This window comes from Chryseobacterium angstadtii (genome assembly GCF_001045465.1).
GTDB lineage: Bacteria > Bacteroidota > Bacteroidia > Flavobacteriales > Weeksellaceae > Chryseobacterium > Chryseobacterium angstadtii.
In genome coordinates, this window is the sequence record NZ_LFND01000006.1 from 78,926 (window position 1) to 91,167 (window position 12,242).

At 37.8% G+C, this 12,242-nt stretch carries 8 protein-coding genes; 3 read left to right on the forward strand and 5 right to left on the reverse strand.

Annotated elements, in window-relative coordinates; all coding sequences use genetic code 11:
* Positions 1 to 92 precede the first annotated feature (92 nt).
* Both ACM46_RS17120 and ACM46_RS17125 read left to right on the forward strand, forming a co-directional pair.
* Complete coding sequence (locus ACM46_RS17120) at positions 93 to 1,025, forward strand: alpha/beta fold hydrolase (protein WP_048507916.1); 933 nt, start codon at positions 93 to 95, stop codon at positions 1,023 to 1,025.
* Between the two features lie 173 nt (positions 1,026 to 1,198).
* A complete protein-coding gene (locus tag ACM46_RS17125; protein ID WP_048507917.1) occupies positions 1,199 to 1,885 on the forward strand; it encodes a DUF3667 domain-containing protein in 687 nt (228 codons plus the stop codon).
* Positions 1,886 to 1,992: 107 nt separating this feature from the next.
* Here the strand turns inward: ACM46_RS17125 and ACM46_RS17130 are convergent, their stop codons facing one another.
* Positions 1,993 to 4,731 carry a fibronectin type III domain-containing protein gene (locus tag ACM46_RS17130; RefSeq protein WP_048507918.1) on the reverse strand — a complete coding sequence of 913 codons (2,739 nt, stop codon included), beginning with the start codon at positions 4,729 to 4,731 and terminating at the stop codon, positions 1,993 to 1,995.
* Positions 4,732 to 5,020: 289 nt separating this feature from the next.
* Between ACM46_RS17130 and rplS the strand changes: the two genes are divergently transcribed.
* Positions 5,021 to 5,377, forward strand: a complete 357-nt coding sequence (gene rplS, locus ACM46_RS17135) for a 50S ribosomal protein L19 (protein ID WP_034704964.1) — start codon at positions 5,021 to 5,023, stop codon at positions 5,375 to 5,377.
* Between the two features lie 190 nt (positions 5,378 to 5,567).
* Here rplS and ACM46_RS17140 read toward each other — a convergent pair whose 3' ends face one another.
* The 4 genes from ACM46_RS17140 to ACM46_RS17155 form a co-directional block, all read right to left on the reverse strand.
* Entirely contained in the window at positions 5,568 to 6,563 is a 996-nt protein-coding gene (locus ACM46_RS17140) for an alpha/beta fold hydrolase (protein WP_048507919.1), read from the reverse strand.
* A gap of 86 nt (positions 6,564 to 6,649) precedes the next feature.
* On the reverse strand, positions 6,650 to 7,630 hold the full coding sequence (locus ACM46_RS17145) for an EamA family transporter (RefSeq protein WP_048507920.1): 981 nt from the start codon (positions 7,628 to 7,630) through the stop codon (positions 6,650 to 6,652).
* 128 nt (positions 7,631 to 7,758) lie between these two features.
* Positions 7,759 to 10,356 (reverse strand): T9SS-dependent M36 family metallopeptidase, encoded by a 2,598-nt coding sequence (locus ACM46_RS17150; RefSeq protein ID WP_048507921.1) that lies wholly within the window; start codon positions 10,354 to 10,356, stop codon positions 7,759 to 7,761.
* A 314-nt stretch (positions 10,357 to 10,670) separates the two neighbouring features.
* Positions 10,671 to 12,095 carry a T9SS type A sorting domain-containing protein gene (locus ACM46_RS17155; protein WP_083997442.1) on the reverse strand — a complete coding sequence of 475 codons (1,425 nt, stop codon included), beginning with the start codon at positions 12,093 to 12,095 and terminating at the stop codon, positions 10,671 to 10,673.
* Positions 12,096 to 12,242: the final 147 nt, after the last annotated feature.

Genomic DNA, 12,242 nt, shown 5'->3' on the forward strand with positions numbered 1-12,242 from the left:
ATTTTACAAGATTTCTTTAGATTAATTTAGTTGTGAAACAAAATTTGTGCATGTGAATTATACATTTTAAGTTTACGAAAAATAAAAGCACAATGAGATTAATCCCAAAAAAAATTGTTCCGAGTTTTTTATGCATAGTACTTTTTACTGTATTTCCCATATCCTGTAAAGAAAGAAACAAGGTCACCACTCTTCAGGAAATAGCCTTTGTAAACCACCAAACCGCCCCCACAAAGTTTATCCGGGTAAAAGGAATAAATTTCGCTTATCGGATACTGGGGAAGGAAAAAGGAATTCCGTTAATTCTGCTGCAGGGATTAGGATGGTCGATGGATAACTGGGATCCTGCTGTTATTAATGGCCTCGCTAAAAAATACAGACTTATCATATTCGATAATAAAGGAGTTGCCTCATCGGGTGGAACCACACCGCACACTATACAGGAAATGGCGGACGATGCTATAGATTTTATACAAGCTTTAAACTTGGATAAAGTAAATATAATGGGGTATTCGATGGGTGGATTTGTTGCTCAAAGAATAGCTTTCACCCGACCTTCAATGATTCATAAATTGATTTTGGTAGGCTCCGGGCCGCAAGGGGCAGTAGGGTTATCTGATCTGCCCCATACCATATCCAAAATAAAAGGGTCAACACCTGAAGAATTTTTCATAAAGTTCGGATTTACGACCTCTGAGAAAAGTATTGCCGCTGCAAAACAATCTTACACAAGAATTCATCTTCGTACAGCCAACAGGGATCTTCCCCTTAGCTCTGCTGCTGTTGCCTCCCAATTTGCCGCTATTTCAAGCTGGGCCATGCCGGATGCCAGTGCACTTACTGAATTAAACACCATTAAATGCCCTGTTCTTATAGTTCATGGTGAAAATGATCTTGCGCTGCCAGTTCAGAATGCTAAAATACATCATTCGGAACTATTGATCTTCCCCGATTCCGGCCATGCAGCCTTCTTCCAAAATGAAATTCTATTTGTAAACAAGGTTTCGGCATTTCTAAGTCAATAATTATAAAACATTTGAAGAAATCAACTTCGTTGATTCGATGAACCGATGTTTACATATGCGTAAAAAATAAGTTTCTTTCATTTTACATTGGCAAAAAAGACCAAAAAACTAAACAAAAGTGTAAAGTCTATTCAAAATCATTTATCGTTTTTTGCACTTAAAAATCAAGTACTATGAATGAAGAATTTTGCTCAAACTGTAAACAAACCATGAAACCCAAAAGAATAGACGGAACCTACATTCTCCATGAAATAGAACACGTCTTACATTTTGACAGGGGCATTTTATATACCATAAGAGAGTTATTGGTAAGACCCGGAGAAAACATCCGGAATTTCATCAGTGAAAACAGAAGCAGATTGGTAAAACCGGTGATATTTATTATTGTTTCCTCAATAATCTATACGCTTATCAATCATTTTTTTCATATTGAGGAAAGTTATATAAAAATTGATGGTGCCGGAGATTCACAACTCAATGCAATTAACAGCTGGGTACAGAGCCATTATGGCTATTCCAATATGATCATGGGAGCCTTTATTGCTTTTTGGTTAAAAATATTTTTTAAAAAATATGATTACAACTTTTTTGAAATATTGATTCTGCTATGCTTTATTCTTGGAATGGAAATGCTGATGTTTTCCGTTTTCTCTATCGTTGAAGGGCTGACTAAATATCATCTTATGCCGGTTGCAACGGTGATTGTATTTGTCTATTTTTCATGGGCTGTAGGTCAGTTTTTTGATAAATCCAAAGCAGGTAGTTACTTTAAAGCCCTTGTCTCCTACCTATTGGGAATGATAACGTTTTGTATTTCGATCATGATTTTAGGAGCTTTAATGAACTTAATTTCCCATTAAAAAGTAAAAGAGATGATCATTGTTATTTGCATTTTATTGTTCCTCTTTGTATTAAATAGAAAAAGCGGGAAATAATTTTCCCGCTTTTTTAATATATTGTTAGAATATTACTGTATAACCAGCTTTAAAGTAAATAGTTTTCTTGTGTGAACTTTCACGAAGTAGACTCCTTTCGGAAGATTTTCATTCACCAGAGAGAAACGCTGATTGTTGATGTTTTTTGATTCATACAACAGCTGTCCTGATGCTGATAAAAGCTCAATTTTCTCAATCGGGTAATCACTTTTGATGAATGTAGGCTCACCCGGTTTCGTTGGATTCGGATATATCACTACATTTTTCTCCGTACTTTTTACCTCCTCGGTTCCTAATGTTCCGGATGTCACCTGAAACTGTTTTCTGTTTGAAACTTCTGTATAAGAGTCATTGGTAAACATCACCATATAATAATTCCCGGGTGTTGTTGGAAGCGCTGTTCCCTGAATGGTTTTTGTTCCCTGAGTAACTCCGTCAAAATACGTATAAGAAATAAAATTATCGTCCGGAGTCTGAACGCTCTGAGGATAAATTCCCAACCAGTCTTTGATAATTCCCGGAGAATCCGTCCATGAAGCGGTAATATTTTCACCTAAAGTATAAACCGGCTTGTTGATCCATAATTCGGTAACGATATCTCCTACTTTAAAGAATACTTTGTCCCCGATTCCGGTATATCCATCCTCAAGAAGATACTGAGCATAGTAATATCCTTTTGGAAGACCTGTAAAATTCAGGGTTCCTGAAGCTGTTGTTACGTAGCTCCATTTGATAGCAGTATTGGTTCCCGGTGTCTGGCCCATTTTATAAATCCCGATCCAGTCTTTCACTAAATTCGGTCCGTTGCTGTAATTCACAACCACTGTTCCGCCTACCGGATACGTATCTGCAGTAGTCTGAAGCTGTACTTTCGGGCCTACATAAAAACTTTTTCTGTCTGTAATTTCCGTGTAGCCGTTATTCGCAAAGAATCCTGCAAAATACTGGCCTTTGTTAGCCAATCCATTGGTGAAAACTGCTGTTCCGGCCGTTTGTCCGTTGGTGTAAAGATATCCCTGAGAAGTGGTTGTAGCCGGAGTTTGTCCTTTTTTGTAAATTCCTACCCAATCCTGCTGATTTCCAGGACCTCCTGTATAAGTGGCTGTGATAGGCTCATTCTGTGTATATTCGGTTTTATCTAATACGAATGTAGGGTTGGAAACTACGCTTCCCGCTACTTCAAACTGTTTTACATCGCTCCAGTCGCTCCATTCCAGGTTTCTGTCTCTGTAACGTACTTTTACATAATAGGTTCCGTTTGAGATGGAATTGGCAGCAATGGTTGCTTTTGTAATATCAAGTCCCGCATTTAAGTTTTTCGTTCTGTCCGGTGTTCCGTTTCCGTCTTTCCCGAACCAGTTTTCATAATCACGGTAAAATTCTTTTTCAATTACTGAAAAATTAGCAGCTTTACTGATCTGGAACTGTGTGGTATTAAGAAGTTCCCCGTTGGATGATGCAAAGGCACTTCCGTCCAATGTCAGCGGTAATGTTACCGGAGCTGTAAAAGTATTGCTAATAACAGGTTTTGAAGGTCTGGGCTGGTTTTTATATCTATGGAAAGTATCTACAAGTTCGTTGTACTTTCTGTTGTACACACCACCAATTGAGTAGCTTTCTATATCTACTTTTCCTGTTGGTATATCTACTTCCACAATCTGGTACGTCCAGTCTGTAAGTGTTTTCTGTACATCATCAAAATCCTGTTCAGTAGACATTCCCCAATACTGATCCCATGCCGTACCGCCGGAAATAATCTGATAATTCGGGGTATCTTTTAACTGCCCTCTGTGGTATAAGTGGTGGTGCGCTCCAACATGCATCAAATATTTGCTGGAAGTAGTCAGCAACGGTACTGCGTTGTTTCTTACCCATGTAGAAATGTCTCCTACATACTGTTCTGCCTGGTAAGGTCTGTGGCTTAAAGAAATAATCCAGTCTACCGTAGGGTCATTATTAGCTTCAGTCAGAATCTGGGAAAGCCATGTTTGCTGTGCTGTTCCCGTATGCTCTGAACTTAAACTTACGAACAGAACATTTCCGGCCTGCTGTGCATAATAATTCTCATTCCCAGATGAGATATTTCTGTATTTAATTTCATCTATATAAAAATGGGCATAATAAGAATTCATTCCCAGAGTTCCGTACGTTTCGTGGTTCCCCACTGTAGTCTGAATAGGAAGATAAGGAGATAGTTTGATGTTCTTTTTAAAATGCACATTCTCATAATGATCCAGAGTTCCTACATCAACCTGGTCACCCACCATAAAAGTGAGAGCAATATTATCTGAAGGATCAGAATCCGGTCCGAATTTTTGTTTTAATTTTTTGAATGCATTCAGCGTAAGACTGTCGTATCTTGGTTCCGCCTTGATCTGGTTGTCACCCATGATCAGGAAACGTATTTTTCCGTCTGCGGTAACTGCCTGACCCGGCGCAGGAAGCGTTCTGAAATTATAAACGGAAGACTCGCTGGTTCCTGTTTTTATTTTATAGTAGTATTTGGTGTTGGCCTGCAGACCTGCGATTTTTGCGGTGTGGTAATAATAATTGTTGTTGTAGCCTGTATCGGAAAAAATGTTAGTTGTTCCGGTAACTGTCACGTTCAGGTTGGTTGGTGATGTTCCGTAAATAACTGTTGTTTCGTTATCAGAAGCTGTTTTCCAATTCACAATCATAGAACTGGGTGTCGGGTTCTGAAGATAAGGGAAAAGTGTCTGCCCGAATGTCATCTGGACGACAAAACAAAAAAAGAAGAAATAATGTTTCATAATGATTTACTTTTGTATAGATTTATTTTAATTTGTAAATCAGAACATTAAAAGAATAATACTCTGATTTTTATTTCGGGCAAAAGTAGGTATCCAATATAAACTGTGTCTGATGGGAACTTAAAGGAACTGTTAACTTTATGAAGAATTTCCGGCTAAAAAATTATAGTTTTTAATACATAATTTATTTGGTGAAATCAAAAACTATTTTGTATCTTTGCGACCTGTTATTCAACCTCTGACGAAGAACGTGTAAGTTGCTTAGCTTTAACATTTTATTTTATTAATAATGGATTTATTAAAGTACGTACAAGACCAGTACATTACTAAAAAAGATTTCCCTGAATTCAAAGCAGGAGACACAATTACTGTGTATTACGAAATTAAAGAAGGACAAAAAACCAGAACTCAGTTCTTCAAAGGTACCGTTATCCAGTTGAGAGGTACAGGTGCTACAAAAACATTTACTATCAGAAAAATGAGTGGTGATGTAGGTGTAGAAAGAGTATTCCCTATCAACATGCCTGCACTTCAGAAAATTGAAGTTGACAGAAGAGGTAGAGTTAGAAGATCTAGAATTTATTACTTCAGAGACCTTAGAGGTAAAAAAGCTAGAATCAAAGACGCTGCTTACAAGAAGAAGTAATTCAGACAACAATACATACAAAAAGAGGCTATCTGTTCGGATAGTCTCTTTTTATTTTTTATGGTGGGTGTAACGCGGGGCTTCGAGAGCCTCAGCCGCCTTGTGGTAGGATTCATAATGAGTTAAAGTTAGTATACATTCTCTCTTAGCCTTAGCCTTATTCCTAGTCCACCCCTATCTTGATCAAATCTTACTTAATAAAATTATATAAAGCGCTGAAAAATTTAGGATAAACTTCTATATGCGGAAGGTGGCCTACATTATCCAATTCAACCAGTTCTGAACCCGGAATTTCTTGCTGGGTTTTCTTTCCCAGTTCCTGATACTGTCCCATTTTGGGCTGAAGTTCTTTTGGAGCTCTGTCTTTTCCAATGGCTGTACGGTCTCTTGTTCCGATAATAAGTAAGGTAGGAACTTTTATATTTTTAAATTCATAACAGACCGGCTGATTGTAAATCATATCTGAAGTAAGCGCAGCATCCCAAGCTACCTGCGGATAATCTTTATGAAGCGTCCATCCGGCAATAAGATCCAGCCACGGCTGATATTCGCTTTTCCACTGGTTGTCATAATAGAATTTCAACTGATAATTTTTATAGGTTTCCGCCGTATTTTTAAGCTCAGACTGATAAGCCTGGTCTATCGTCTGATAAGCGGCAAAAGTTTTATAATCCTCCAGGCCTATAGGATTTTCCAGAATTAGTTTCTGAACTTTTTCCGGATAAAGAAGGGTGAACCTTGTTGCCATCATTCCCCCCATAGAATGTCCCAGCACAATGGCCTGATCAATCTTCAGCTGATCCAGAATAGCTTTTGTATTTTGAGCCAGCTGTGAAAAGGAAAACTGGTAACTCTGAGGTTTTGAAGATTTACCAAATCCTATCTGATCCGGAATAATCACTCTAAATCCTTTTTCAGACAGATCTTTTGCTGTTTTTTCCCAATAGGCTCCATTAAAGTTTTTTCCATGAAGCAACATAATGGTCTTCCCGTTCGATTTCTGAGGCTGTACATCCATATAAGCCATTTTGAGATCGTTATTCTGAGACTTTAGATTGATATAGTGAACTTCAAACGGATATTGGTATCCGGACAATACTGCATCAAGAGGTTTTATCTGTGAAAACAGCAAGGTAGGCACAGCCGACAGTATCATCACTGCTGCTGCCATTCTGAAATATTTCATGTAGATCTTTATTAATCTATTAAAATTAAAAAAACCGCTCCAAAAGAAACGGTTTTTACTGTTATTTTTAACTTAATTATAAGTATTTAAGATAATTCCACCACCTGAGTTTCCTGTTTTGAAGGCAGATTCATGAGGACAATCGCAAAAAGAATAAGGATAATTCCTACCCACTGCACCAACAGAACTTTCTCGCCCAGCAGAACAAAGGCCATGGTTACGGAAACAGGAAGTTCGAGTGATGACACAATACTTCCCAGCCCAAGTCCTGCATTGGGAAAACCAACGTTGAACAAAATTGGTGGGACAATGGTTCCGAACAAAGCAAGAACAAACCCATAAGTCCAGAATATGGAATAATTAAAGGAATGAATATGCTCCGTATTATCTGTGAAATTAAGATATAATGATTTTAAACCATCAGAATACATAGGCCCGATCTGAGCAAAAAACAGGAAAGCAAATACTACAACAGCCCCACCCAAAAGCATAATAATACTCTTTCTGAAAACCGGAAGATGCGTAGCCAGCGTGTTGGATGTAAACATGGTCATGGTATAGGAAGCTGCCGCCATTAAGCCCCAGAAGATTCCATGCCAGTCGAGCTCAATATCCATATTGATTAAATTGGTGGCCAATATAGTTCCTGCCAATACAATAATTACTGAAACCACTTTTCTTGCATTGGGCAGTTTCTTTGAAATAATGCTTTCCACCACCACACTGAACCATACAGACTGCATGAGCAGGACAATAGCAATTGAAACATTGATATACTGAACTGCGATATAATAAAACAAGCTGGTACACCCTAAAGATGTTCCGGCAATCATCAGCATTTTTACTTCTTTACCACTTGGTGATGAAAGTTTCTGCTTTGAGGTAATGGTCTGGATAAAATTGAGGATCAGAAGCCCAACCAATCCCAATAAAAACTGAGAGGTGGTTACTTCTGAGGTGGTATAGCCATCATGATAAGCCATTTTCACAAATGTCGCCAGCATTCCGTAAATACTGGCCCCGATCCCTACGAATAAAACTCCTTTGAGTATATTTTTCTTCTTCATATTATTTTTTACAGCCTGCAAAGTTACAACATAATAATTGAAATACCCGGAGAGGTAAGAATGATAGATAAATAAAATCGCCGCAAGCTTTGCTTGCGGCGATTCTCAAAAATTGATTGATTCAGTAATTATTTTTTAACGATTACTTTAGATGAAGCTTCAAATCCAAGACCTTTTACAGTTACCATATAGGTTCCGTTGATCAGGTTATTGGTAGAAACTGCTTTCTTAGCATCCGGTGAAATTTTATCTTCTGAAGATACCAGTTTTCCTGACATATCATAGATTTCAAGGCTTACTTTTCCTATTGTACTGCTTGGGAAAGTGATATAGAATTCGTCTTTAGCAGGGTTCGGGTAGATAGAAATTTTATTTTTAGCCGCCTGCACTTCCTGTGTTGAAAGTGATGCACAGTCTTCCGGAACCGAGAAGCTTTCAGTCTGGTCGTTGATATTGGTAGGAGATCCTGCCAAAGCAGCTGATCCTAAACCTCTTTTAGCAAACACTTTCCAGATCATACATTTATCCACTCCGCCTGTTGTTGCCAATTCAGCCTGAAGGATTGCATTTCTTCCGTCCACAAATGTAGGGTTACATACCTGAAGTTTCAATGCATCTGTTACCAGCTGAAGAACTCTTGCACTACCACTGTTGGCATTAGCAGTAACGTTAGAAGCATATCCATACTTTTCAACGTATTTCCAGTGAAGGTCCCAAAGCATAGTCGCCCACACAAATCCGATAGAGTGAACATCCGGAACAATAGCAGAACCGTTGTTGTACTCCATTCCGTTTGTTCTTCCGTAAGTATAGTTATTTACAGCAAAATCAGGTGAATATTTAGCAGGTCTGATTCCTCCTCCTGTAGTGGTCTGCCCGATAGGATAAGTTCCCATTCCTCTTGCTACTGAAGCGTTGTCTCCAGGTCTGTTTGTTAACATTAATGCAAAGAAATCTGACCATCCTTCACCCATTTGCTCTTTATCAGCATTTGAATTTAAACAGTTGTATCCGGTTCCGGTCATTCTGTTGGAGATCCCGTGCCCGTATTCGTGGGTTACAATTCCGTTATCGAAACTTCCGTCGTATTTTGTATCGGCTCTCAAATCAACGTTTACGGTTGTAGGAGTAGCCAGCTTACCTTTGATAAATTCTCCTTCGGCATTGGTAATCAATATAGAAGGTATAGTAATGGTAGCATCCGTGCCTCCCATATTTCCTAAGGTAGCTCCATTAGCGGCATTGTTATAAATAATAGCACCAATAGCTCCTGCATTCTGTGCATTTTTCACTTTCACCGAGAAACCACAGGTTCCGCCTCTTTCCACTAAACCTATTTTTCCGGCTAATTCTCCGGCAGTCAACGCCGTACATCCGTCGATAACACTTGCCAGTTTTACATCTCCTGTGATTCCGATATCATTTAAAGCAGGACCAAACTGAGCCACTCCTGCATTTACTACACGGTTTACAGCATCAGACGGTGCTTTATAGAATAACTTACGGTTTGATCCCAACCAAAGATACATTTGCATTATCCCGTTGTAATTATCCGGATAAGAGGCAAAGTTGGCATTATTGAAGCCTCCCCCGTCTTGTGACTGTGCAAAAACATCATCATCATCCAAACCACCGTTTCCAAAATTATTATTCTGGAAGTTTCTGGCCGGTTCAGTAAATCCCAATTTATAGAAAATGTCGTGCACCATATTGCTTATATAGAATAAGTTGGTGGTAGCAGCAGGTAAATTAAGGTAGGTAAAAGCGTTAGGATCATAAGCGAAATCGAAGTTTCTGGCAGCGCCACCATCCGGAGATACTCCGAAAGTCTGTTCGTTACCGTCTTTATCATCGTATGCGTATACATTGTTTCCTCTTGTAGTAGTGTAGTGCGTCGTTGCATTAGAATGCCACCCTTCCGGTGAAGAAGCCGGCAGCCATGGATTGGTAACGATTGCTCTTGTACCGAACGTAGGTGATTCTACCGGTAAAGGAAATACATTATATGATGCGTTATCCGGAGCCAAAGTAAACATATTACTACTAGTTGCAGGATATGAGTCTTTATTCTGCGGTAACGAAACCATCAGATTTTCACCATGAGCATAGGCTTCGTTATGAAAATTACATGACAGATTTAGATTGAATTTGCTTAAAATCTTTCCTGTATTAGCATCCACAAGAATATTCCAGTGGTTTGAAGTTTTAGGTTCATGTACCAGATATTCGTAGGCCAATCTAAGGTTTTGATTCTCATCTGCCGTATACACCAGCCTTTGCTTTACAGCTTTGGATTTATTAGGTCCCTTTTCGAAAAAGGCCATAATCGGCAGGTTCGAAACATCTTCGGTCCCTAAATCGGCGGCTATTTTCTGTAAAGCCACTTCTTTTGTAATTCCTACAGCTGTAGAAGTGGATACTTTATAATCTTTCAGAAAGTTATCTGAATAATAAACAATTTTATTATCCTTAACCAATGCTGTTCCTGCAGAAGCATAAACCGGTATTCCGTTGTAGGTCTGCTGGAATTTCACCACATTTCCGTTCATCGATTTTGAAGGGTCTGTATTTTCAATGACGAAGTTGGTAAGATCGTTCTTTTTATATTCCCTGATTTTGTTTTGAGAAATATAATCTTTAATAAGCTTCTCGTTATCTTGTGCAAATAAAGTAGAAGGAAAAACTGCGAATGCAGCAAATAAAAGAGGTAGAGTTATCTTTTTCATTTTTACTATTAAAGGCGCTAATTTACAAATAATTCACAATTAATATATTTTTTTAATTAATTATTTTAAAAAATAAAACACTACTCTAAAAAAACCTTTATTTATAGTATTTTTATCATTTTTATAATGAGCAAAAAAATCAGTTATCTCCATTAAAAATGTTTAAAAAACAAAATAAGAATAAAGCTCCATTGAAATGAAAACGGAATGAAAAGTCAAAAATACAATGAAAATAAGTTTTAAAATAGACCATAAAAAAACCGCTCAAACGAGCGGCTTCATATCATCAATAGGTCTTTTCTTAAAAACCGGACTTATTTTTTGATTATTTTTTCTGAATAGATTTCGTTCTTATCATTAATAACATTCACTATATAAACTCCTTCTTTTCGGGAACTGATATCGATGTTGATTTCTTTTTCATTACGTATAACTTTATTGTACACTGCATTTCCATTCAAATCTCTGATTTCCAATCTTCCTGATTCAAGATTATTTTTCAGTAGAACTTTAAACAATCCGTTAGTAGGGTTTGGTGTCAGGGTAAACATTTTTTCTTTTACAGACGACTGGGCACTTCTCAGTACCGGGCATTTCATGCTGATATCATAGTCAAAATAAGGATAGTTATTCCAGCTGTAAGCAATTTTATATTCTCCGTTTTGAAGATACACCATACTCAGTCTGAACTTCTGCTGCCCTGTTGCTCCATTATTTACCGGATAATCAAAATCCGACGGTTGAAAATAATAATTGAAGAAATTCCCGGCTCCAAAGGAAGGCGTAAATGTTATTGGATATACACTTCCGTCCTGTACACTTACGAGCTCCAGTCTAAGATTCACCAAAGTGGCTCCGGCAGGAATGTTATAATATCCGCCGATACCAGCTGCACCCTCTATACATTCTCCAGGCTCATATCTGAAATTCACAGTCGCTAAGTTACCCGGATCGCAGATATTGGAAGCCACTTCCTTCCAGTAATCTACTTCCATATGTCCTATAAAAAAGCCATTGGGTCTGTTGTAATACAGTCTTGGTAAAACACCATTATCAGGATCCGAAACATTCGTTTCCAATAGTCCGTTATATAAGCCTCCTGCGCTGGAAATAGATGCTGCAGCCCTTAATGCCTGAGTATCTGTATTGGCATGAATCATTGTAAATTGTGCCTGATAACCCATTTTAAACTTCACCACATTCTCAAATGCAAGAGGGCTATTTAAAGTTGTATTATTATAATTGACTAGATAGGAGTCATGAGGAGTTCCTGAATTCCTTTGTGCATCTGTAAATACTACAATCTTCAGAGGCTGCCCAAGATTTAAACTCGTCTGGCTGCTCACAATATCCGGAGTAAAAGCTCCGTTGAAAGCAGTTGCAATCAGATCCAGGGATTCATTAAAATAATCTCCAAAATCCAGACGTCTTTCAAAATTTTGTGCTGTAAAGCCATCACTGGTAAAATCACTTTCGATATAAATTAAGGCTTTGTTGGCTCCGGAAGCATTACCATATATTCCTGCTCCGTATTGTACAACGGCTACTCTGTTTCTGGGATTACAGGCTAAAAGCTCCTCCATCAGTTTAACTGCGCCACGTTTCATGTGAACATAGCTGTCATTGGTAGTAGATCTTCCATTATCGAGCATAATAATGTAATCTGAGGATTGCTGGGCATTAAGATTACTCAATGACATTAGAAATGCCACGAGGAAAAATAAGAATGTTTTTTTCATGGGTACTATTTTAAATTTAGTTGGCTAAAAATAATATTTTTTCCCAATTTGATGAAATATTTTAATCATAATTGAAATAAATTAATAAAACAACAATTAATACATCCAAAAAAATAAAAATATTGACAAATAAATAAAATTTTAAAC

Bases quoted from the DNA above. Each gene is read 5' to 3' on its own strand.
- ACM46_RS17145 (WP_048507920.1), bottom strand. From the start codon at position 7,630: ATGAAGAAGAAAAATATACTCAAAGGAGTTTTATTCGTAGGGATCGGG.
- ACM46_RS17140 (WP_048507919.1), bottom strand. From the start codon at position 6,563: ATGAAATATTTCAGAATGGCAGCAGCAGTGATGATACTGTCGGCTGTG.
- ACM46_RS17155 (WP_083997442.1), bottom strand. From the start codon at position 12,095: ATGAAAAAAACATTCTTATTTTTCCTCGTGGCATTTCTAATGTCATTG.
- ACM46_RS17150 (WP_048507921.1), bottom strand. From the start codon at position 10,356: ATGAAAAAGATAACTCTACCTCTTTTATTTGCTGCATTCGCAGTTTTT.
- ACM46_RS17130 (WP_048507918.1), bottom strand. From the start codon at position 4,731: ATGAAACATTATTTCTTCTTTTTTTGTTTTGTCGTCCAGATGACATTC.
- ACM46_RS17120 (WP_048507916.1), top strand. From the start codon at position 93: ATGAGATTAATCCCAAAAAAAATTGTTCCGAGTTTTTTATGCATAGTA.
- rplS (WP_034704964.1), top strand. From the start codon at position 5,021: ATGGATTTATTAAAGTACGTACAAGACCAGTACATTACTAAAAAAGAT.
- ACM46_RS17125 (WP_048507917.1), top strand. From the start codon at position 1,199: ATGAATGAAGAATTTTGCTCAAACTGTAAACAAACCATGAAACCCAAA.